The 21,774-nt window shown below is 47.4% G+C and carries 18 protein-coding genes; 6 read left to right on the forward strand and 12 right to left on the reverse strand.

Annotated features, from left to right (window positions below; all coding sequences use genetic code 11):
• Positions 1 to 146: 146 nt before the first annotated feature.
• The 4 genes from GC130_RS17910 to GC130_RS17925 all read right to left on the reverse strand — a co-directional run bounded on the left by GC130_RS17910 (position 147) and on the right by GC130_RS17925 (position 5,044).
• Positions 147 to 2,528, reverse strand: a complete 2,382-nt coding sequence (locus GC130_RS17910; RefSeq protein ID WP_151999719.1) for a T9SS type A sorting domain-containing protein — start codon at positions 2,526 to 2,528, stop codon at positions 147 to 149.
• A gap of 248 nt (positions 2,529 to 2,776) precedes the next feature.
• On the reverse strand, positions 2,777 to 3,334 hold the full coding sequence (locus tag GC130_RS17915; protein ID WP_151999720.1) for a GNAT family N-acetyltransferase: 558 nt from the start codon (positions 3,332 to 3,334) through the stop codon (positions 2,777 to 2,779).
• Entirely contained in the window at positions 3,331 to 4,275 is a 945-nt protein-coding gene (locus GC130_RS17920) for a GNAT family N-acetyltransferase (RefSeq protein WP_151999721.1), read from the reverse strand. Before GC130_RS17920 ends, GC130_RS17915 begins: the two co-directional genes overlap by 4 nt.
• A 97-nt stretch (positions 4,276 to 4,372) precedes the next feature.
• A complete protein-coding gene (locus GC130_RS17925; protein ID WP_151999722.1) occupies positions 4,373 to 5,044 on the reverse strand; it encodes a hypothetical protein in 672 nt (223 codons plus the stop codon).
• A gap of 152 nt (positions 5,045 to 5,196) precedes the next feature.
• Between GC130_RS17925 and GC130_RS17930 the strand changes: the two genes are divergently transcribed.
• Positions 5,197 to 6,498: a hypothetical protein gene (locus GC130_RS17930; RefSeq protein ID WP_151999723.1), complete on the forward strand. Its 1,302-nt coding sequence runs from the start codon at positions 5,197 to 5,199 to the stop codon at positions 6,496 to 6,498.
• Between the two features lie 7 nt (positions 6,499 to 6,505).
• Here GC130_RS17930 and GC130_RS17935 read toward each other — a convergent pair whose 3' ends face one another.
• The 4 genes from GC130_RS17935 to GC130_RS17945 all read right to left on the reverse strand — a co-directional run bounded on the left by GC130_RS17935 (position 6,506) and on the right by GC130_RS17945 (position 11,605).
• Positions 6,506 to 9,742: a PKD domain-containing protein gene (locus tag GC130_RS17935; RefSeq protein WP_151999724.1), complete on the reverse strand. Its 3,237-nt coding sequence runs from the start codon at positions 9,740 to 9,742 to the stop codon at positions 6,506 to 6,508.
• Positions 9,743 to 9,943: 201 nt separating this feature from the next.
• Positions 9,944 to 10,069 (reverse strand): hypothetical protein, encoded by a 126-nt coding sequence (locus GC130_RS29095; RefSeq protein WP_255471524.1) that lies wholly within the window; start codon positions 10,067 to 10,069, stop codon positions 9,944 to 9,946.
• A gap of 27 nt (positions 10,070 to 10,096) precedes the next feature.
• Positions 10,097 to 10,645 carry a carboxymuconolactone decarboxylase family protein gene (locus tag GC130_RS17940; RefSeq protein ID WP_151999725.1) on the reverse strand — a complete coding sequence of 183 codons (549 nt, stop codon included), beginning with the start codon at positions 10,643 to 10,645 and terminating at the stop codon, positions 10,097 to 10,099.
• Between the two features lie 78 nt (positions 10,646 to 10,723).
• A complete protein-coding gene (locus GC130_RS17945) occupies positions 10,724 to 11,605 on the reverse strand; it encodes an AraC family transcriptional regulator (RefSeq protein WP_151999726.1) in 882 nt (293 codons plus the stop codon).
• Positions 11,606 to 11,788: 183 nt separating this feature from the next.
• Between GC130_RS17945 and GC130_RS17950 the strand changes: the two genes are divergently transcribed.
• From GC130_RS17950 to GC130_RS17960, 3 genes are all read left to right on the forward strand, one after another.
• The gene (locus GC130_RS17950; protein ID WP_151999727.1) at positions 11,789 to 12,217 is read left to right on the forward strand and encodes a MarR family winged helix-turn-helix transcriptional regulator; all 429 of its coding nucleotides are present in this window, start codon (positions 11,789 to 11,791) and stop codon (positions 12,215 to 12,217) included.
• 80 nt (positions 12,218 to 12,297) lie between these two features.
• Complete coding sequence (locus tag GC130_RS17955) at positions 12,298 to 13,302, forward strand: NAD(P)/FAD-dependent oxidoreductase (protein WP_151999728.1); 1,005 nt, start codon at positions 12,298 to 12,300, stop codon at positions 13,300 to 13,302.
• 1 nt (position 13,303) lies between these two features.
• Positions 13,304 to 13,630 carry a 2Fe-2S iron-sulfur cluster-binding protein gene (locus GC130_RS17960; RefSeq protein WP_151999729.1) on the forward strand — a complete coding sequence of 109 codons (327 nt, stop codon included), beginning with the start codon at positions 13,304 to 13,306 and terminating at the stop codon, positions 13,628 to 13,630.
• A 5-nt stretch (positions 13,631 to 13,635) separates the two neighbouring features.
• Here GC130_RS17960 and GC130_RS17965 read toward each other — a convergent pair whose 3' ends face one another.
• From GC130_RS17965 to GC130_RS17980, 4 genes are all read right to left on the reverse strand, one after another.
• The gene (locus GC130_RS17965) at positions 13,636 to 18,360 is read right to left on the reverse strand and encodes a T9SS type A sorting domain-containing protein (protein WP_151999730.1); all 4,725 of its coding nucleotides are present in this window, start codon (positions 18,358 to 18,360) and stop codon (positions 13,636 to 13,638) included.
• 212 nt (positions 18,361 to 18,572) lie between these two features.
• Positions 18,573 to 19,043, reverse strand: coding sequence for an OsmC family protein (locus GC130_RS17970; protein ID WP_151999731.1), 471 nt, complete (start codon positions 19,041 to 19,043; stop codon positions 18,573 to 18,575).
• A gap of 123 nt (positions 19,044 to 19,166) precedes the next feature.
• Positions 19,167 to 19,700, reverse strand: a complete 534-nt coding sequence (locus GC130_RS17975; protein WP_151999732.1) for a hypothetical protein — start codon at positions 19,698 to 19,700, stop codon at positions 19,167 to 19,169.
• Positions 19,701 to 19,740: 40 nt separating this feature from the next.
• On the reverse strand, positions 19,741 to 20,265 hold the full coding sequence (locus tag GC130_RS17980; RefSeq protein WP_151999733.1) for an RNA polymerase sigma factor: 525 nt from the start codon (positions 20,263 to 20,265) through the stop codon (positions 19,741 to 19,743).
• Positions 20,266 to 20,524: 259 nt separating this feature from the next.
• Here GC130_RS17980 and GC130_RS17985 point away from each other — a divergent pair, with 259 nt between their 5' ends.
• Together GC130_RS17985 and GC130_RS17990 are read left to right on the forward strand one after the other, a co-directional pair.
• Positions 20,525 to 21,106 (forward strand): hypothetical protein, encoded by a 582-nt coding sequence (locus GC130_RS17985; RefSeq protein WP_151999734.1) that lies wholly within the window; start codon positions 20,525 to 20,527, stop codon positions 21,104 to 21,106.
• Between the two features lie 48 nt (positions 21,107 to 21,154).
• Entirely contained in the window at positions 21,155 to 21,766 is a 612-nt protein-coding gene (locus GC130_RS17990; protein WP_151999735.1) for a hypothetical protein, read from the forward strand.
• The last annotated feature ends 8 nt before the right edge of the window (positions 21,767 to 21,774 follow it).

The raw sequence follows: 21,774 nt of genomic DNA on the forward strand, positions 1-21,774 counted from the left end.
ATACTAAACACACACCATATGAGACTTTGATAAGCCTCCTTGAGGCTTTGACCATTCTGTGCCCCGGGCCCCGAAAAATTCTTTTACCATTAGTCTCGTAATAATCAGTTTGAATGCGATTGCCCTGGTCTGCAACTGATCGCAAACTAGTTCTTGATGAGTCTTACAGTCTCCTGTCCGCTTACTTTGCTGAAACGTAAAATGTAGTTTCCTCTCTGGAGGTCAGAGATTTCCATTGTATTTTGCTCAACAAGGTTTTGAGTTTCGATCAAACGAACCAGCGTTCCTGCTGAAGAGTAGATAGCTACAGAAGAGATATTCTCATCGGATCTCCATGACACATAGTCGCTGGCAGGGTTTGGATACACGGTAATTGGTTCGACGATTGAAAAGCTCACCGACACAGGAGCGAAGTATTCAAACTGACCGTCGTAGTCTGTTTGCTTCAGGCGGTAGTAGCTGATTTTTGAAACCGGCTGATCGTCAACGGCTTTGTATTTCAGCTGCGAGATGGAGTTGCCAGCGCCAGGAAGATGGAGGATCGGTTGGTAGTTGATTCCGTCTATAGATCTTTCGATGGTAAAGAAGTCGTTGTTTTCTTCTTCCCCAGTGACCCACTCTATCACAACCGAGCTATTGACGATTTTTGCAGTGAAACTCAGCAGCTTGATGGGCAGCACTGCGCCGCCCGTGGCCATATTGTAGGGGTTGAAGGCGGGGATAGCAGGAGAGTTGAAGGTGCCTCCAGGGCCGGTGATTGTGCCGGAGTTTGTGAAAGTATCCCACTCCAAAGTACCATCACCTACTATCGTACCATTGTTTTGAATATTGCCGGAGCCCAGACCTCCGTAAACGGTAAGTGTGTTTCCTACAGTGGTGGTACCGCCAACTTCCAAAATGCCGTCTTCTATAGTCGCTCTACCTATGGAAAAATTACCTCCTACCGATCCGCCATCAGCGAGTATGATGTTACCGTTGTTGGTCATGGTAACGTTTTGATCAACAGTGAGGGGGCCGTTGAAATCGAGTAGCGTGTTGCTATTGTTCGTTGTTATTGAACCTCCAATATGTGCACTGCTTCCTACCGACAAATCGCCACCGTTGTCGATTGTTAAATTTCCTGTTGTGGTTAATGCCTGTCCAAAGTCAAATTGCGTATTGGAATTATTAGAACTCAATGCACCATTTATAGTGGCGTCACCCGTCACAGCGAAGTCTCCTCCGTTATTAATTTGCACATAGGATCCTGTAGTAAGGTTGCCTCCAAAGTCGAAGGTGGTATTTGAATTGTCCGAAGCAATGTGGCCGCCAATGTTGGCATTACCATCTACAGCGAAATCACCGCCATTGCTAATGTCGACACTACCAGAGGCAGTAAGGTTATTCTGAAATTCAATTGTCGTATTTGAGTTGTTGGACGATATGCCCCCACCAATGGAGGCTACACCAACCACAGTGAGATCAGTTCCGTTTGATAAAGAAATGCCTCCGCCTGTTGTAGTGACGGAGCCGTTCAGGCTGATTGATCCGTTGCCGTCTCCAGAAATTCCTCCGGCAGTGGTAGTTGTGCTACCCGTTACAACAAGTGAACCATTGCTGTTAACGGTAATAGAAGTACCAGAAAGGTTGCCGTTAACAGTCATAACCCCACCTCCCTTGGTGATGGCCCCACTCACGGTAAGGTTGCTTCCGAACAAGGCATTGTCTCCGCCGGTAGCTGAGAAAGTCCCTGTTACGTTTGCCGCGCCGGTGACAGACAGCCCAACACCGTTGGTTAAGCTCACAGATCCTGAAGTTAAAGTGCCGCCGAATGAAAAGTCGGAATTAGTATTGTCGCCATTGATCGTTCCGGTCACCGACGTATTGCCAGTTACACTCAGGTCGCCCCCGTTTGAGACGCTGATATTGCCACCAACTGATAAGGTATTTTGAAATACGAAGGCTGTGTTTGAGTTGTTGGATGAAAGATTGCCGGAGATCGAAGCTGCGCCGGCTACGGTCATGTCACTCCCGTTGTTAAGTGTTGCAGCCCCAGTCACTGTCAGCGAACTTTGAAAAGAAAGTTGTGTGTTTGAATTGTCGGTACTCAAAGCTCCGTTAATGGTTGCCATACCACTTACCGTCAGGTCGGCTCCTCCATTGACCGACATAGATCCTGCCGTGATCGCACCGTTGACGTTAATCGTCGGGTTGCTGTTCGTACTGAAGGCACCATTCATTTTGAATAGGTTACCGTTTGTATTAATTGTTACAGTACCGCCGGAGCCGTTTTGGAAATTGAGCTGAGCAACCGTGAAGCTGGCAAACAGGTTAATGGTGACGCCACTCCCCGGCAAACTGATAGTTGCGTTGCCGCCATTAATGGTATGGTTGATGTTGATAATGTCTCCTGCCGCCAGGCTTGATGGCTGACTCGGCGACCAACCAGCGCTACTCCACGAGCCAGATGAGGTGGTGTTGTAGGTAATAGCCCAGGCTTTTTGCGTCAGGATGCTAAGGCTTACAAGCAGAAGAAGTCTAAGTTTCATTTCTTAAATAGCTGAATGAACATTACGAAAGTAATGTAAGTAGCTCTAATTCCTTTTATCAGGTTAAGTGGCTTTCGATGAATGATGTATTTTATTCGTTAAAGCTATTTAAATGAGGAGTGAGTACATTTTATTCTTTCCGGCAGCAAAGATAATGATGTAACTTTTTTATCAAAATGTTATTTTTTTGATAAAAAAGTTAATTTTTGACGTGGGGCAAACACTCTTTCAGAAAGGTGAAGAGCTGCTTATTTCCAGTCCCAGGCAACGATGTCCCAGGTGTCAGTAGCATCGGTAAAGGTGTGTATGGTTTGAAACCCAACCCGCTGGTGGGCTCGTAATGAGCGAGGGTTGCGGGAGGCGATTTCCGTAACGCACAAATCGAACTGATTCGCATACAACGCTTTGTGCTTCTGGTACATGCCATCAAAAATGCCCATGCCACGATACCCTTCGGCGACACAGATCTGACCCATTGCATAGTATTGATACGATGGCATGGGTCGGTCCCGGTAAGTGAGGGTTTCCAGGGTAACAAACATGGGTTTTAGCACTGGAATGAGGTCTTGAAAGGATTGGAGCATGACAAGTGCGTATCCTACCACTTTTTCACCATCTTTTGCGATGATTTGTGGCGCAGAATCATTCATCGACCGAAGCAGGTCGAGGTGGTGCCGCACGGTGACGAAGCCTTCTTTGGCGAGTTGCTCCGGTGTTATATTATGGGGTTGATTTACCTCCTGCAAGTCTAAAATTTGCTGAAGATCACCGTTTGACTCCGGGGTTGAAAAAACTATGCTGTTCATAAAACCAATTCCATTTGTATGTTGGCCCTTTCATAAGGCGATGGAGGTCCGGTCACCTTTTGAAAACCCAATTTATGATAAAGATTGATAGCAGGCACGAGTCGGGTATTGCTCTCAAGAAATATTCGTTTCGCACCTAACGCTTTGGCTTTGTCGATGCAAGCGAGCCCTAGCAACCAACCAATACTTTTCCCCTGAGCTTTGGGGCTCACTCCCATTTTGGCCAGCTCAAATGTTTCATCATCCATCTTAGCCAGGGCACAGGTGCCAACAATCTTGCCCCCATACTCAGCGAAAAAGATGTGCCCTCCCTTGTCAATGATGTAGGATTTTGGGTCGTCGAGATAAAGTAAATCCGTCTTCTCCACTTTGAAATAAGCTTCGATCCATTCGACGTTCAATTGCTTGAAGTCTTTTTGGTACTGATCGGTGTAATCAATAATTTTCACCTTTTGCACCTCTCTTTCCTTTCTTTTGGCCATTACCCTGTCGAAAAGGCTTCTTTGCTCCAGCAAAAACTCCATTTCTTCAATCGACTTCCACATGTCGTATTGCATTTCGGCAAGAAGCTCTTCCGAAGCACTTTTGACATCGATCATTTGATGCTCCAGCTTTTCACTCACTTCTTTGCCTCTTGCTGAAAGCTCGACTACGCTTTTTCGTCCGTCTGTTTGGTCTTTTACTTCAGTGATCAGCCCTTTCTTTTTCATTTTCTGGATGATCTGGCTCACCGAGGCATGGCTTTGCCCAATGCTTTGTGCAATTTCCATTACGCCAAGGCCTTCGGTTTTCGCAAGGGTGTAGAATACAGGGAACCACCTGGGCTCCAGGTCAACCTGATAAACATCGTATACCTTGGCGGCGTTTTCAGTAAGTGTGTCACTGAGTTTTCGTAGTCTGCTGCCCACGGCCATTTTGCCAGCCATTTGATAAAAATCCATAAATGATTTTAATTACGTAAGCACTTACGTAAATATATAAAAGTAACCCTGACTGTGTCAATAGCCAGGGTTAAAATATTTCATCATTCGGCAAGTTTCATTTTGACTTCTTTATGGTGAGATTGGCGAAATCACCATTGGTGGCGTAACCCACCCATATTCCCACGCTGCCCGTGGTTCTGTCGTTGAGTTTGGTCACTTTTAAACAGGGCTCGTTTGCGTCGTCCACGAAAACAGTGACTTCTTTGCCCTTCACTTCTATGCGGGCATGAAACCAGCCGTTCGGATCAGGTGGGGAGGGGATTTCATTTTCGTATTTTCCGGTATACTTCTCCCTCAGCTCGCTCCAGTCCCACCGGGGTGGACTTACATACTGTACCGAGTGACTGCGACGAATTTGTTCCCCAGATTTGAAATTGAAAGGACGGAAATAAACAATATCTGCGGCAGTCTCCTTGCCGTCTTCAGGCACAGCGTGAAAAGCAATGCCAACAAAGTTCTTGCCTTGCACGTCTTTTCCTTTGATGTCAACTTCAATCGTGCCTTCGCTGAATTCCAGGCCTTTGATTAGGGCATAGCCACCAGCGTCGCTTTTGTCGGAAAAGGAAACCGCATTTTTTCCACCGTCATTGAGTGGTGTCACTTTGCGGTCGATGACCGTGAGGCTCTCACTCTTTAGCAGTTGCTGTAGATCGTAGGATTGCCCCACGGCTAATTGGCTAAAAAACAAAGCGATACATAGCAATGTCAATTGATTCAATCTTTTCATTTGTTTTGAGTTTTGTTTGACTATCGTAACAAGATCGCTGTAGTTCATTATACAGATGTTCCAACGGGTGTTCAAGTTTGTTCAAGATCATTCACGCAAGGTCTGCATACCTTTAGTCGACTTTTTCGTATAAAATTGTATCTTCAATTAGAATGGAATATTTGATAGCTCACTGCAGGAAATTAATTGAGTCACGGCTTGGCTGGGGCAACTCCAGCTTGTGGACCAGTGAAGACTTTGAAATACTCAGCGAAAAGATATTTGAAAAGACACAGGTAAGGTTGAGCGTGACTACGCTAAAGCGTATTTGGGGCAAGGTTAAATATGAAAGTTCGCCTAACGTGGCCACGCTAAATGCTTTAGCTCAGTTCGTTGGATATGACAATTGGAGGCAGTTTCGCCAAAAAGGAGGTATTCCAGTGACACCACCAGAGGTCACCGCCAATGAGGGTTCTTTTAATTCTGACAGGGTTATTGCCCCGAAAAAAAGCAAAAAGAAAAACGGCTTGCTGCTGATTGCACCGGTAGGTGTGATTGCGTTGGTTATCGCCTCATTTTTTATGATGGGCAAGGAAGAAAAGAAGCCTGAAACACCGGAGAAGAAAGAGCTTCCCAAGCCCTTGTTCGAAAGCAAGAAAACTTCCGACGACCTGCCCAACTCCGTCATTTTTCATTATGACGTCGCTCAGTATGAATCAGATAATGTCTACATCCAGCAAAATTGGGACCCTGAGCGGAGAGAGAAGGTAGATGAAAAAGGCAATTACCACACCTCTATCTACTACTACCCGGGCTATTTTGGTGCCCGGCTTATTGTCGACGGCGAAGTGAAAGCGATAGACAATGTATTCATCAAATCACTTGGCTGGAAGGCCATGGTCGATAAGTCGCCGGTACCGGTGTATCTGCACCCTGACGAAATAAAAGGAAAAGGATGGATGGGTATTTCATCAAAGGTATTTCGGGAAAAATCGGGTGCCGCCGTTTTTAATGAGACATGGGCCACGTTTCATAATGTGAGAGAATTTGAGGGGATGAACGGAACGGACTTCGTCTTTGAAGCAAATCTGAGAAATACTTCCACTGTCGAGGAGTCTGTTTGCCGCAATGTGATCGTTTATTTGCTGGCCACCGAAAGCGCTGTGATTATTCCTTTGTCCGACAAGGGCTGTGTGTCCAATCTGGGGCTGCTAACCGGGAACAGGTGGATCGACGGGAAGACAGAAGACTTGAGTGCTTTTGGGTGCGATTTTTCGCAATCGCAGACATTAAACGTATCAAGAACGGGAGATAAATTTGAAGTTTTGCTCAACGGCACATCCGTGCTAACCGAGAATCAGTCTGGCTCGATAGGCGATATCATAGGCATACGATTTGCCTTTGAGGGAGCCGGGCAGGTCACAGAGGTGAGGCTGGGCAACGCTAACGGCACTGTGTACGAGGAGAAGTTCTAATACGCACTTATCTGAGCAAATGCACCCATCCGTTGCAGGTGGTGAAATCGGGTAGCACCACATCATAGTAGTAGATGCCCGTTGGCAGGTTATCGCCGTCCCACTGGTTGGTGTATTCATTGTTTTGGTAAACCACCTTACCCGTCCGGTCTACTATTGTAACTGGCATCGGTTGTATGTACTGAATTTCAAACCTGTCGTTCACACCGTCTCCATTGGGAGAGAAGGCGTTGGGCACCATGAGCTCACCTACTTTGATCACCTCAGCCACTTCCTCCACACAAAGCTCATTGGGCGCAATAAGCCTGGTGGTAAAAGTTCCTTCCGTTGCATACTGATGGACGCCAATCAGGTCGGAGGATTGTGAACCGTCGCCAAAATCCCAGTAGGCTAAGTCTGTGCCTTGTACGCTGCCTGTAAAGTTGTATTCCGATACGCCGGAGCAGTTGTAGATGGCCTCGATTTCTGAACTGATTGTGATTTCTTCAAGCACATTGACGGTAAGAGAGTCAATGAAAGTGCATTTGTTTTGGTCGTTGTAAATCTCCACAAAATAGGTGGTGGTGGCATTGGGGCTGGCTGTCGGGCTGCCGATGTCAGTGGAGCTCAAACCTCTCGTGCCTGGCGTCCAATAGTAGGAAGTACCTCCAGTGGCTTCCAATTGAATCGATTCGCCATAGCAAATGGTGGCGGAGGGGCTTAAGGTGTATGTGCCCTGTGTGAGCACCAGCTGTCTTGTTGTCACATCAAGGTTTTTGCAGGTGTTTGGGTTGGTAACTGTAAGGGTGATCGTGTATTCGCCTGCGGACTGATAAGTGTGTCGCACGGTGTCGCTATTGGTTGATGTGGCACCGTCTCCCAAATCCCAGAAATAAGTTTCTCCTCCCACACTTTCGTTGATAAACAAAAACTCAAATGGAGCACACCCTTCTTTGATGTCCGGGTTTTGCAGGTCAGGAGTGTTGGTTACAAAGCTTGCCGAAAGGGTAGAAAGGTCGAATTTGAAAACGCCAAGGTTGCAGTTGTCGCTGTTGTTGGTTTCCGACCAGGCGCCTTCCGTAGTTGGGAAGATGCCATGTGCGGCGCTATTTGGCAATTTGCAACTGGCACAAACCGCATGATGAACCACTCCACGTTTATCGAAGCGGCTGGTACCTCCGTCTACGTGATCTCTGCCGGGGTTTCCACCAAAGTAGGTGGCGTACAAAACATCGGCTGCATCCGGTTCAAAAACAATCAGGTAAAAATCGCCCCCGTCTGTGGTAGATTGAAATGCATCTGGTGTGAGCGGCATGCCGAAAGTATTTCCCTGATTGTAGCTACTGCTTTGATTGATGGAGCTACCACCCCAGCCACTGATATAGATATTGTTACAATCGCTAACCAAAAATGCGGTGGGAGAAATATTACTGGGCAGGGTGCCGGAGCCAAAAACGGTCGACCACTGAGTAGTGCGCAGGTCTGGGTTAAATTTCTGCAAAAATTGGCCGCTTCCAGGGTTGATGTACCGGTCACCTTTGATATAGTAGTTTCCCTTGGTTTGTCCCAGCACGTAGACATCGCCACTGCCGTCAAGTTCCACAAAATAAGCCTGATCCGATTTGTCAGTTCCAAGAAAAGTGGCAGCGTCAACTTTGCTGGTGCTTTCGTTAAAGTGAAGAAGAATGCCCTCAGCGCCGCCCGAGTTTGCTCTTTTCCATCCATTTACCTCAAAGGGAAGTGCCTGACTCATTGTACCCCCGGCTACAAAGACACCTCCTTTTCCGTCTGGTTTTACACTGAACAGCACGTCGGTTGTGTCCCCGCCAATGAAGGTGCCCCACTTCATTGCCGACAGTTGCGCATCCATTTTAACCAATAGGCCGTCTTCATAGCCACTATGAGACATTATTTGATTGGTCATCGGAAAGTCGGGTGAAGAAGAATTTGATGCTATGTAAATATTGTCGTTCTCGTCGAGATTTACCTCTCCTCTGAACTGGTCGCCGTAGTTGAGTGTCAAGGCACCTCTGACTGCAATTATGCCATCGTTTTCACTTCCCCCCAAAAATGAAGAGGCTATGAGTGCTGTTCCAGAGTCATTCAAAATGCTGACGAAAATGTCAACACCCTCTACATAGAGAGAATCTTCATACCCCAACGGTTCAATCAGCTTTCCTCCCCCAAATAGTTTTTGATAGGCATTTGAGGTCGTTGGGAAGTCAGGGGAGGAAGTCGTGCCCATCATTACCAGCTCATTTTTGCTATTAACTATCAGGCTAATGGGCGTTTCTGCATATTCGCCCCCCAGGTATGTTGCAAAAAGTAAATCCGAACCAGTAGAATCGAATTTCATCAATACTACATCAAACTCTCCCTTGAAATCTTCCTGAAACGCCCCAACTGATGGAACGAAAATGCCTGTGCTCGCTCCAAAAATAATGCCTCCTGCATAGGTGTTGCCCTCTTTGTCGAAGGTGGCGGTGTTTCCCCAGTTGTCGGTTGACGAGCCTGAGTAGGTACTGAAAATAAGCAACGGGTCGATGATCAGTGTTTTGCCTTTGTCGTAGCCGTCAGGAAATTCAAAGGAGACCTGCCGACCATCTACGCTGAAACGAGCCGGCACCTCCACAGTATCTTCATTTATCAGCTGATAGGCAAACGGTTTCTGTTCCATCATTTGCCCAAACTCTGTTTCCACGATCAGGTTGTCATTCAGTAGGTACACGTCTCCGCAGCCTTTCCACTCCATCGCAATCTGACCGGGATTGCCTCCTGCCGATACGATCATGTCATATTTGAATGCCCCGCCGTAAGAAACCATTTTCAGGTCAATGCTCTCGTAGAGATCGCAGTATTGCACTTCGTTGAATTCCGACACCCTGCTGGCCCAATGATCCTCTGCTCCCAAAAAGAAATTATGGTAGTAGCTCTGTGCCTCCATGCTGGAGGTAGCCGGGTGTTTGTTGGCACCTACAAAGGTGGTGGAAATGGCCTGCGACAGACCAACTGCGGCCGACTCCTGAAGTGCTCCGCTGCTTTGACCGTCCAAATGACCATGGGAACTGTCAAAAGTGTTGCTTAAATAATAAACCCAGCCGGCGTCCTGAAGCAGCAGAAATCCGTGCGGAACCTTTTTTCTGAACTTCACGCTGTTGTCCCATTGCCCCTTGTTTTCAATAAAGCCGTTGAACGGGTTTTTCTCTGCTAAAAGGACGAGAGGGTAGCTTACAAAAATCAGACAAACAAAGAGCCACCGTTTCATTGGCGATGTGTGTAGGGTTAGTCGATTGAAAATATACAGGAAGAAGTTGAGTGAACAAAGGTGATTGCCATGTTCATGTATGCAAACAACTTGTATGCTGGCTTCCCTATTCTTTTTTATTAGTGGCTAGGTCGGATGTTTGCAAATAAAAAAGGTCTTCCCAGCAGGAAGACCTTTCAACTCACCTTCTTAGAATTTTCATCAGTTAACCACCAATCGGTAGTGAGGTGTTTGGTCGGGCCTGACCATTTTTGCCTCCTGAGCAAAGGCCGCAAACCCTGCAAGCATGCCCAGGATAGTCAATAAAAATGCCGTTGGCTTCTTCACTGTTGTTTTAGTTTGCGGAGCGATGGATTAAAGAGCTACCTCTGCCAATTCTGGTGCCAGAGGAAAATCGACAGGCACCTGTGTGGCACCGTGGATGAAATTGGAAATGATTTTATCTCCAATGACCATAATGATATCCACCAGGTTAGCCGAAGAATACCCGGCTGAAAACAGGTTCTCTACTGACTCTCTTCCAGGCTTGCTGCGGTTGACAGTGGCGTCTTTCACAAATTTGGCCAGGGCATCCAGCTTTTTGTCGAACGAGGCCTGGCCTGTTCTGATCTCAAGAATCTGCTCGTCACTGAAGCCATTCATTCTTCCGAGCACAGTGTGCGCCGACAAACAATACTGACATTCGTTCACCTGACTCACCACCAGATTGATTACTTCCCGTTCTTTGGCCTTCAAGGTGCTTTTCCGGTTCTGCAGGGCCATGTAGTCGCCAAGTGCAGTTTCATTGTGAGCAAATGAAGCGTAAAGGTTGGGGACGAATCCCAGGCCCGCTTCCAATTTCTCAAAAATAGCTTTGTTGCCTTCGCTTACTTCGTCTTTCGTGGGTACTTTAAATGTTGACATTGTTGTACTGTTTTGTGATTTAAAAATTGAATACCGTTTGCAGTACAATTTTACGCTGCCGGCCTGCCAGGGTGAGAGTCAGCTTTTCCCTACTAATTGTTCATTTTTCCCAATAGTGATGTTTTTGGCCTCATGTTTGAATCGCTGCGGCGCCATTGAGGTGATTTTTTTGAAAAGTTTGTGAAATGAGGACACCTCGTCGAAGCCTAGTTCGTGCGCAATTTCCTTGGCAGTTTTGTCGGTGTAGAGTAGCTGCCTTTTTGCTTCAAGCACAATGCGTTCGTGGATAATGCTCAGGGGCGACTTCTGGTTGAATTTGGCAAACAGGTTAGAAAGGGTTTTTGGTGACTTGAAAAGCATGTCAGCATAGTCGGCTACCTGTTTTTTTGTTTTAAAATGCGTTTCCACCAGCACATTGAACTTTCTGACAATCTCAATCTGGTTATTATCCAGCTCTTTGGTGATGAGCTGCGTCTTGGCCAGCCTTGTGATTTTGATGATCAGCCGCTTAAGCAGCATTTGCAGCATCTCGCCCTGGATATTGTCCCGGGTAGTGAACTCGTCAACAAATATACGATAAAGCATCTCAAATTTATCGATCTCATCGTCCCTCAGTGTTATGATGGGAATGCTCTGTGTGCCAAAGAAGATGATGCCGTTGCACGAAACTTCCTGGTCGTGGGTGTTAATGCAGTAAAACTCCCGATTGAATGAAAAAGCAGCGATGGGAGAGGTGCCCTTCTCAAAAGCAACTTTTTGCAAGTACGTGCTTGTTGTTAGTTGGTTGGGTTGCAGCACAATGGGTGTATTGTCCACAAAAACTGTGGAGGCCTGGTTGCTTTGGTTCCAAAGTATGTGGATGAGTCCCTGCTCCTTCGTTAGCTGATCTCTTTCTCTGGCATAGTCGGTGCTGAGCCCAAAGTAAGCATTGAGCTCTGACCCGTTAAATGTGTAAATCATGGCGATGTAAGTATTTCGATGTAACAGTTTGGCAGGCCGGCATAGTTTTTTTCAGAGCCCTAACCACGCCTATATGTCTTCCTCCTTACAAACCGGAGTAACCCGCCTTTTAATATTTATCAGGGAAAGATTGCAGGATCGTTGTGATTACCTTACTTTAGTTGGTGCACTAATTAATTTGATTTGAAAGAGCCTTACAATCAATATTCTTTGTTGCTCGACCGCACTGCCCGCAAGGTGAAATGGTACGCCCAGCAGCAGTTCAAAGAGCTGGGCTTTGACATGACGGTGGATCAGTGGTTGGTAATGAAACTGACAGATGAAAATGAGGCACTCAGTCAAAGGGAGTTGGCTGCTTTGATGTACAAGGATATGCCGACAGTCACCCGTATTGTGGACATTCTATGCACTAAAGGGTTGGTGGAAAGGGCGGAAAGTCCGGCGGACAGGAGGGTGTCGATTCTTACGCTTACAGAAGAAGGGCGTGAGAAGGTAACCAGTAGTCGAAAGCAAGTGCGCTCAATCCGGCTGAAAGCCTGGGAGGGGCTGAATGAAAAGGATTTCGATGAATTCAACAGGATACTCAATAAGATTTACGAGAATTTGACTTAAAGCAGGAAGGTTGTCATAACCAGAAAGCAGATAATTCGTTATATATATTTGTTGCACTAAATATTACCACACTAAATAATATGATTAAGACTGATATTTGCATCATTGGAGCGGGTCCGGTTGGGCTTTTTGCCGTGTTTGAGGCTGGGCTGTTAAAGCTCAAATGCCATTTGATAGATGCCCTGCCTCAGGTGGGAGGACAGCTTTCTGAAATATATCCTAAGAAGCCCATTTATGATATTCCGGGTTTTCCAACCGTGAATGCGCAGGAGCTGGTGGACAACCTGATGAAGCAAATAGCGCCTTTCAAGCCAACTTTCACATTGGGAGAGCGGGTGGACGGGCTGACGAAACAGGAAGACGGCAGCTTTCTTCTCACCACTTCTGATGGTACCGAGGTGCATGCTGGTGTGGTAGTAATAGCTGCCGGATTGGGAAGCTTTGAGCCCCGCAAGCCGGTTATTGAGAACCTGGAGAAGTTCGAAGGCAAAGGGGTGGATTATATGGTCAAAGACCCCGAAAAGTACAGGGATAAGAAGATCGTGATTGCGGGTGGGGGCGACTCCGCACTGGACTGGACGATTTTTCTTTCTGAAGTGGCTAAAGAGGTGACGCTGGTGCACCGCAACCAAACTTTCAGAGGAGCGCTCGATTCAGCCGATAAAGTGTTTGAGCTGGCACAGGAGAATAAAATAAGGCTGCTTCTTAATTCTAATCTGCATAGCCTCGATGGAGACGGAGTGCTGAAGGCGGTGCATATCACAGACCAGGCCAGCACAGTCAATACTTTCGAGGCCGACTACCTTATTCCTTTGTTTGGTCTCAGCCCCAAACTAGGGCCTATTGCCGATTGGAACCTGGGTATCGACAAAAGTGCCATTGTGGTCAACACGGAGGACTACAGCACCAATGTACCGGGCATTTATGCCATTGGCGACATCAATACGTATGCGGGTAAGCTGAAGCTTATTCTGTGCGGTTTCCATGAGGCTGCACTGATGGCGCAGAGTGCTTTCAAATACATTTATCCGGATCAGAAGCTCAGCTTCAAATACACCACTGTGAATGGCATAACTCCTTTGTGAAATGGAATTAATCAAATTTAAAGTAGAAGACCGGGCAGGCGAGGTGCAGGAAATTGAAGTGCCCGGCGACATGGGCCTCAACCTGATGGAAGTGCTGAAAGCGTCGGAGTTTCCGGTGCTCGGCACGTGTGGGGGAATGGCGTTGTGCGCCAGCTGCCATGTGTCGGTAGAGGAAGGCCTCGATCAGCTGGACGAGCAAAGAGACGCCGAACTCGACATGCTGGATACCCTGCCCAATGCCCTGCCCAACAGCCGCCTTGCCTGCCAGCTTCCCATTAACGAGAAGCTGGGAGGAGCATACGTGAAACTACAGGAGGTGATGGAATAGCTCCCCTAGTTCTTGGTCACCTTTGCATTGTAAATTTTTGCAAGAGAGAAGAACTGGATCTGATACATGCCGTCGGGTAGGTTAGAAAGATTCAGTTCAGGGGTATCTCCGTCTTTCAGAGCAATAGTGAACATTAGTTTGCCCGAATTGTCGAATACCTTAATGGAAATAACTTTTTCCGGACACTGCCACCTGATCACTTCTGAAGTAGGATTGGGGAAAACTTCAATTGTTTTCACCGCATTGATCGAGGCAGCCACTGGCCCGAAGTATTCGAACTTTCCGTCGTAGTCAGTTTGCTTCAGTCGGTAATAGTTGATGCCCTTCAGCGGATTGGTGTCTTCTGCCTCGTAGGTAAGCACCCTGTCTGAGGTACCTGCTCCGGCTTGTTCTTCCAGTATCTCATAAGAAATGCCGTCGCCTGATCGCTCAAGGGTAAATCGGTCATTGTTTTTTTCCTGGGCAGTGACCCACAGGAGGTCTATCTTGCTTTTTGCCGGAGTGGCAGTAAAACGCAGTAGTTTGATTGGTAGCGGATTAAGGCCTTGTTGAATAGCACCGAAAGTGAACGGACTGAAAGTGGAAAGGGACTGGGAGGTCACCGAACCTGCGCCAGCCGGACCGCAGGAGCCTGTGGTGCCAATAGACACAGCGTTTTCCCATTCGGAGGAGGCGTTGCCCTTGGCTACCACCAAATCTCCGCAGTTTTTGATCTCACTTACATCAGAGTTTTCCCAATATAACGTGACACTCGCACTTCCAGAGGCGCTTACACGGTCCAGCTGCCAGTACTCAAGAGAGCTAACGTGGTGCATGTTTTGAGGAATAGCCTGAGAAACATCGTAGGCACCGTACCCGCTGTTAAAGTACTCTGCCTGAAATGTTAAAGAGGCAGACAAGCCACTGATTCCAATTCTTGCCCATACGCTGCCTTTGCCAACCGGAAACACAAAATCAGCTGACCCTGTTTTTCTCATAGGCCCCTCAACAAAGCTGTCCTCCGACCCGGCATCGGACGATGCGGAGGCGCTCAGGAGCAGGTAGTTGCTTGTGGTGCTGATGATTTTTCCCGCTGTAAGGAGAAGCTGCGTCGTTACAGTGGTGGGTTGATTAAGGCGCACACCGGTTAAACTGGTATTCTCCATTTCAATCCTTCTGAAAGAAGTGGGCATTGAGCCTCCGATTGATTGTTCGACATCGCCTGTAAAATAGGCCCTTCCTGCGCCGGAGCTTGTATAGGTTCCACCATTTCTTATCCAGCCACCCGCTTCTGTGATTTCAATTACGTTGCCACCATCGGCAATGGTGCCGCCCGACAAAGTAAAGCTGCCGACCAAAAGTTCTGACGAAAGCGTAGTGGAAACAGAGCTTGCGGCATTGAAAGTGAACGAATTACCTACAGACAAACCCCCGTTTGGATTAGCGAAGGTAGAGGTTCCGCCGAAGGAGACGTTCATGTCGTTCGCAATGCTGGCGGAAGTGCCGAAGGTATAGTTGGCTGCTCCGCCGCCATTGAGGGTCAGGTTATAGTAATCGACCCCACGGATAGTGTAGGCTGTGGAGGCACCCGGAGATTGTTTCAGCACAACAGTGCCGCCGGCCAGCGAGTAGGTGCCGGAAAGGGCTGGATAGGTACCAGTAGCGGTATTGCCGAGCTGGAGTTGTGAGGTGCCCGTCATTGACAAGTTTGCCGTGCCTGTCAGGCCGTTGGTTGCAGCGTCGAGGATGGCCGCCCCTTGAATAGTTAGCTGGTTGGAAACCACCGTGGCTCCCGACAAGGTTTTTGTACCGGCGTTTGAAACTGTGAGGTTGTAATACCCGCTTGCTGGCGCCTTAATTGCCTGGCTTCCACTTCCACTGTACGTAACCAGGTTGTTGGCATTGGCATTCAATACGCCTGTTGCCAGAAAACCTGCCCCCTGGATATTCAACGTAGACGAAGCAGCATTTGTCCATATGGAGGTGGTGGCATTGAGTCCGGTTGCCGTTCCAAGCAGGGTGATGGTTCCATTATTGACAAAGGTAGTGCCTGCCGAAATGGTCAGCCCCGGCACAATAGTAATATTGGCAAGTGCCGTTGTGCTTTTGTTACCGGTGATAGTTACCGTGCCACTGCCATTGATCGTTGCATTGCCGGAAATGGTTTTGGAAGCGCCATTGAGCGTGAGTGTGGAAGCGCCAACATCCAGTGTGCCATTCAAAGTAGCATTGCCCGACACTGTGAGTGGAGCCGAAAGAGTTAAAGAATTGGCTGGATTGAGCACGAAGTCTCCGTTGATGGTAGTGGCGGCGCCGCTGCTTGAAAGGGTAGTGCCTGTGAGGTTAAGGTTTCTCCCAATAGACCAGCTGCCAGCTGTTGGTGCCACCTTGCCGGTTCCTTCAACAGTAACATCAAAGTTAACAATGAGCGTATTTGTGCCTACCAGATTCCCTCCTGACCTTACGATGATGTAGTCAGCGGTTGAAGCGGCGGCGATGGTCACAGTGTGGCCGTTGTTGATCACTGCGTCGGACGATGAAGGCGGGACGCAATCGCAGCTTGAGCCTCCATCTGATAAAGCCCAGGTGCCATTTCCTGCGGAGGCGTCATTCCAGTTGCCCGTTTTTCTTGAATAGTAGGTGCTTTTCATCGGCGTAGTGGCCTTGTTGGTAGTGCCCAATACGAAGTCATTGTTCAATTGGGTCACATTCAGCAAGGTTCTTTTGCCGGTTGGTGAAGAGGTGCTTCCTGTTGTTGCGGCACTTACCCCTACGCCCTGAGGAGACCCCGTCAGCGTTTCAAGCTTCAGATCAGAGGTGGCTCCTGCGCTCGACAAAGAGGTAAAGGTGACATTCAGGTTGTAGGCACCACCGGCCAGTGTTTGCGTGACAAGAGTGGTTCTCATAGCGGTTATCCGCTGAATGGTGGCACCCTCATTGTCGATATAACTCACATCGGTGGTTGTGGTTCCGTCGGTATGTGTGGCTGTTACATAGCCAGCCGTGGTTGGCGACACAGTGGTGTTTATTTCAACAGGGCGGTATTCGAGCCCTGTGCCAATAGGAAACAGGCCGTAGAAGGATCCCGATGAGCTTGTTATAGCAGAGGCTGGGAAAAAGCGTTTCCATGCTCCTCCGTAAACTTTGCCAGCGGTTCTGGTGAGTGATGCACCTGCACCGGAACCGAGAGTCAGTGTTCTCGTATTCAGGTTGATGTCGCCTGTGGTCATAGTCAGCCCGTTGGTGATTGTCAGGTCTGTGCCAGACTCCAGAACCAGGGTGTTCGGCTTGTTGACAGTTAGTGCGTAGAAGCTTTCCCCACCAGCTTTGGTGATAGTCTGGTCGGCAACACCACCAAAGGTCACCGAAAAGTTGCCCGACAGCGTGGCTCCGCTGTTCACCCAGTTTCCGTTGACCCAAATATTACCTGCCAACGTTTTGGTACCGGTTCCACTTAGGTTGACGTGATAATACTGTGCGGGTGCTGCCGCAAGGCTTCTTATGGTCTGACTACCTGCACCATTGAAGGTGATTGTTCCGCCCGTGATATTGTAGGTGCCGGTGAGTTCGGGCAGCGTTGTGCTAAGTTTAGCCATTCTCAACTCACCGCCAGACATGGTGAAGTTCGCAGCGCCGGTTTGTCCGAGTGTATTGGTGCCGGTAACGAAAACTCCTGATGTGATTTGTAAAGTTGCTGCCGCAGTGAGTGTAATGTTGCCGTTGGCAGTTACGGTGCCCCACGAAAATGTATTATTAATCGTTAATGCATAAAAGTTCTCCCCAGCTCCGGGTGTATAAATCGTTTGATTCGCCGTAGATGAGTTGAAAATGACCGTAGAGGAGCTTTTTGTAAATGTGCCGCCATTATCGTTGTCCCAGTCTCCCTGAAGACTGATGATCTTGCTTCCATTGGCATCGAGCGTCGACCCACTGGCTATAGTAAGCAAACCTGCAATATTGATATTGGTGGGGTTGAGTCGCTTAGTAGCCGCACCCTGAATGATCAGGTTGTGGTAGCTGCCCTGGCCATCCATTGTATAAGGCCCGCCGGAAGTTGCACCAAAAACTACTGTGTTGCCAGTGCCGGTCGCCGTGAGTCTCACCGTCGTTGGAAAGTTGGCAGGTGTGTTGTAATAGAGAAATGAGGTGGAAGTTGCATTGTTAAAAACACCATTCGTCGTCGCATTTCCCAACAGCGTCGACGTTCCTGTCATGCGGATGGTACCATTGTTGGTCAGTGTCCTCTTGGCAAGATCTAACCTGGAACTATTGCTGAAGGTAATATCAGTTCCCGCCACCACCGTGGCATTGTTTCTTAGCCTAAGGCCAGAGCTGGCACTGGTAACGGCAACTGTGCCAGTACCACTCAAAGTATTGCCAGCGGTACCAGCAAATCTTACCTGTCCATTGGAGCCACCGTTGATAGTGCCATTCAAAACCAGGTTTCGGCACTGCACATGCCTGTTCGTCCCCATAGTAAGCACGGCGGAAGCGTTGATTGTCAAATTGTTAATGGGTGCGTTGGCGGTGAAGTTGGTGGTCACGGTATGGCCCGCACATATAACTACGTCGTCGCTGACAGTTGGCAGGCTAGTGGCAGCAGCTCCACCACAGCCCACTGTCGACCAGGTAGCAGTTGAAGTCCAGTTCCCGGATGCTCTGGAATAGAACGTCGCAGCAAAACTGACGGAATGAAAAACAAGAAAGCTTGAGAGAAACAGGACAGCACCAAAAAGATACCTTTTGCCCATACATTTAATAAGTGAGAAGGGTTTCTATTAACCATAATAATGTTTTCTATCAGCTTTGCAGCTTTTAGAAAATTATATAGGATTCTGATCAGGTCAACAGATTCGGTGCGAATATCAAAACAATTTCATCATGGCGAGCGGAAATTCGACGAAATGGCAAAAGATATCGGTGATTTCTTTCTCTTACTCGACTTCGGGTGAAGTCAGTGTCGTTAGAGCATCCTTACACTTGGCTCATGCCTTACCTTAAAATTGACGGATCTTGCAATGAAGCACATCTCGTTGGCTTTGTGATGTAGCCTTTGGGTTTCATCAACTCTTGTAGCATCGGTTATTGTAACAGCAGGCCTCAGCACCACCTCACTGAACTGCCCGCTGCCGTCAGGGTTTTCCACCATGGTGCCCTCGGCATTGTCTGCATAATCGGTAACCACAATGCCGGCATCGGAACACAGGTGTAAAAACCACAGCATGTGGCACGAAGATATAGAAGACAGAAACAGCTCTTCGGGATTGTGCCTGCGTTTGTCGCCCCGAAAGGATGGGTCGGAGGAGGTGAGAATGTCGGGCTTTCCATCGATGCTGACCGTGTGGCTCCGTTCATAGTCACGGTAGCCTGAAGTGCCGGTGCCTTTGTTGCCTGTCCAGCGAATGGTGGATTGATAGTGGTGTGTTTTGGCCATTTAAAGTTAAGCGTCAATTATTGCATGAATTAACGGCGTTGGCAGGTAAAAGATGCAGTGCTTTTCCGTCATTTTAATCAGAATGCGTTTGCCCTGTGCATTGCCAATACCACCGTCAATCGTTCAAGAAAATTCCCGATCCCCGATCAATTTATCACGCAGGCTCTCTAGTTTTTTCTTCCGGGGCAGGTGTATCCTGTTCAGTTCCCACCTCACCACCAGAAACGATAGAATGAAGCCGCCTGTCACGATAACCCACCGGTACCATGGTGCATCATGCAGTACCATGTTCGGGTAAGCAAAAATGGAAGCTGGCAGTAGAAACCACCACATGAAGGTTCTGGCGAAAGTAACTATGTAGCCGGCGTTGGTGATGGCGTGATCAAGCTCGCCCAGCATCGATTGATCAAAGCGATGTTCATTTTTCTTTCTGTTTCTGCGACTAAAAAATACGAACAGAGTAATGAGGAAAAAGGCCAGGCCACCGACTAAAGCATACATGCTGTTGTTGTCGAAAATGACATCCCAGACCAGAATGCCGCCGGTTACAGTAGCAATGATCATAATTCCTATTTCGTTCATGTTGGCAACCAGCTTCGTTTTATTTTTGTGCTTATGGATGCGCTGGTGAAGCGCTGTTTCATTAATAGCGTACATAGGTTCGTTATTTTGAGTGTCCCAAATTTTTTTTAAATCCTCAAACTCCATGGTATTCATATTTTTTAGATTGAGTGGTCAAATGTTTTTTAATCCGGTGGATTTTAACGCCAATATTGGTTTCGGTTAAACCCACCATGTCTGCCATTTCTTTATAGCTGAAACCATCGAGCAGCAGCAGGGTAAGCGACCGCTCTATTTCGCTCAGCAAAGCGATTTCGGCGTAAAGCCACGCCAGCTTTTCGTCGTTGTGCGTCGCTTGTTCCTGGAGCAACAAAGGGTGTGCTGAAGGCAGCCCTTCTATCGACTCCCGGCCATCGCTGTGCTTCTTTTCTTTCATCGACCAGCGCATGGCGGTATTTAGCGACACCCGGTACAGCCAGGTACTCGCCGCTGACTCATGCCTGAATTTTGGAATAGAATGCCACACCTGAATGGTGATTTCCTGAAACAAATCGTCCCGGTCAAACTCCGTGAACGCATAGGCCCGTACCACTTTAAAGAGGAGGGCTTTGTATTGACTAAGCCAGGTGTTGAAAATGTGTTGCTGTTCGCTTTCCTTCATTTTTACCGGGTGGTTACTTAGCTAGTACCAGGCTCTGTGGATTTCTTACAGGATGAAGGTAATTATTTACAATAAGTGAAAGAGGTTGCTTTCTACAACCAGCAAAGGCACCCTCTTTAATTCTTGCTCTTTGGAAGAAGTTTTACGCAATATTTTTGGCAATGAAAACATTTGTTGGGGCATTTGAACTTATAAAAGCATGCAATTCAATAATAATTCGGTATAATTATTGTTATCCTATCGATTAAAACACATACCTATGAAAAAAATTCAACTAGCTTTTCTCCTTTTGCTCTTCGCCGGGGCGGCTTATGCCCAGTTTGAAGACACCAAATTTGTGATTGGCGGTGCGATTGGTTATAACAACGACGCTTTTTCAAGTGTATCCTCTATAGGAGTTGTTCCTTCTTTTGCAAAAACCATTAAATCAGATGCCTTGATTGGACTGTCAGGCGGATACTACACGTCCATTGTGAAGAACAATGACTCGAACACCAAAGAGACCCGGGAAAACGTCCATGCGGGTATATACTACCAAAAATTTTATGGAATAGCAGAGCGTGTGTTTTTTAACTGGAGGGCTCTGGCGGGAATGAGTTTCGTTAATCAGGGAAGCACTTTCTCTACTTACGACACTCGAGGATATGAATTTAACCTGATGCCAGGGCTTAGCTGGAAAGTAACGGAAAATATTATGTTGCAGGCTTCGCTTGGTGAAGCAGGCTACAGCTATCAAAGCCAGTCTTCCGACTCTCAGAGTTCTCCTGTAGATGTTAAAAACAGCCAGTTTAACATTCGGTTCAATAACCCCCAATTAGGAGTGGCCTTTCTAATCAAATAAGAGGTTATAAACTTCAGAAATAGGGAACCCACAAAAAAATCAATAACCATGAAAAAGACTCAACTATCCATATTCTTTGTTCTAATGTGTTCTGCTTCTTTTGCTCAATTTGACAGCACAGCCTATGTGCTGGGGGGGCTAGCGAACTATGGTTTTACTCACACCAAAGCTAATATCAATAATGATAGCCAACAGTACTCAACTTCCTCATTTTCCTTTAGTCCATCAATTGCTAAACCTATAAAAAGTACTACGCTGGTGGGGTTGGAGCTCGGCTTTGCTCTATTGTCCGGCAAATATGGAGCTGAGGATTACACAAATGAGAACCTGACTCAATCCTATAGTTTGGCGGTTTTTTATCAAAGATTTTATCCAATAGTCAATAAAGTGTATTTCAATTGGAAAGCGAGTGTGGGAGCAGGGTTTAATAGAAATAAACTGGTTTTTGATGGTGTTAATTCAACCTCTACTTCGAACACAATGTCTTACGAAGCAGTTGCGACGCCGGGTATTAGCTGGAAGGTGATGGACAGGATGATGCTAAACGGCAGTGTCGGAGGTGTGTCGTTCGGTTTTGCCGATACTGAGTCGGGAGGCACGACTGATCTCAACATCTTCTTTAATAGACCTCAGTTTGGCTTTTCTTTTCTCCTGAAGTAAAAAATGAT

Source organism: Imperialibacter sp. EC-SDR9, assembly GCF_902498805.1.
Classification (GTDB): Bacteria; Bacteroidota; Bacteroidia; order Cytophagales; family Cyclobacteriaceae; genus Imperialibacter.

Excerpts from the sequence above, each read along its gene's own strand:
- GC130_RS17910 (WP_151999719.1), bottom strand. The coding sequence starts at position 2,528 with ATGAAACTTAGACTTCTTCTGCTTGTAAGCCTTAGCATCCTGACGCAA.
- GC130_RS17915 (WP_151999720.1), bottom strand. The coding sequence starts at position 3,334 with ATGAACAGCATAGTTTTTTCAACCCCGGAGTCAAACGGTGATCTTCAG.
- GC130_RS17920 (WP_151999721.1), bottom strand. The coding sequence starts at position 4,275 with ATGGATTTTTATCAAATGGCTGGCAAAATGGCCGTGGGCAGCAGACTA.
- GC130_RS17925 (WP_151999722.1), bottom strand. The coding sequence starts at position 5,044 with ATGAAAAGATTGAATCAATTGACATTGCTATGTATCGCTTTGTTTTTT.
- GC130_RS17930 (WP_151999723.1), top strand. The coding sequence starts at position 5,197 with ATGGAATATTTGATAGCTCACTGCAGGAAATTAATTGAGTCACGGCTT.
- GC130_RS17935 (WP_151999724.1), bottom strand. The coding sequence starts at position 9,742 with ATGAAACGGTGGCTCTTTGTTTGTCTGATTTTTGTAAGCTACCCTCTC.
- GC130_RS17940 (WP_151999725.1), bottom strand. The coding sequence starts at position 10,645 with ATGTCAACATTTAAAGTACCCACGAAAGACGAAGTAAGCGAAGGCAAC.
- GC130_RS17945 (WP_151999726.1), bottom strand. The coding sequence starts at position 11,605 with ATGATTTACACATTTAACGGGTCAGAGCTCAATGCTTACTTTGGGCTC.
- GC130_RS17955 (WP_151999728.1), top strand. The coding sequence starts at position 12,298 with ATGATTAAGACTGATATTTGCATCATTGGAGCGGGTCCGGTTGGGCTT.
- GC130_RS17960 (WP_151999729.1), top strand. The coding sequence starts at position 13,304 with ATGGAATTAATCAAATTTAAAGTAGAAGACCGGGCAGGCGAGGTGCAG.
- GC130_RS17965 (WP_151999730.1), bottom strand. The coding sequence starts at position 18,360 with ATGGGCAAAAGGTATCTTTTTGGTGCTGTCCTGTTTCTCTCAAGCTTT.
- GC130_RS17970 (WP_151999731.1), bottom strand. The coding sequence starts at position 19,043 with ATGGCCAAAACACACCACTATCAATCCACCATTCGCTGGACAGGCAAC.
- GC130_RS17975 (WP_151999732.1), bottom strand. The coding sequence starts at position 19,700 with ATGTACGCTATTAATGAAACAGCGCTTCACCAGCGCATCCATAAGCAC.
- GC130_RS17980 (WP_151999733.1), bottom strand. The coding sequence starts at position 20,265 with ATGAAGGAAAGCGAACAGCAACACATTTTCAACACCTGGCTTAGTCAA.
- GC130_RS17985 (WP_151999734.1), top strand. The coding sequence starts at position 20,525 with ATGAAAAAAATTCAACTAGCTTTTCTCCTTTTGCTCTTCGCCGGGGCG.
- GC130_RS17990 (WP_151999735.1), top strand. The coding sequence starts at position 21,155 with ATGAAAAAGACTCAACTATCCATATTCTTTGTTCTAATGTGTTCTGCT.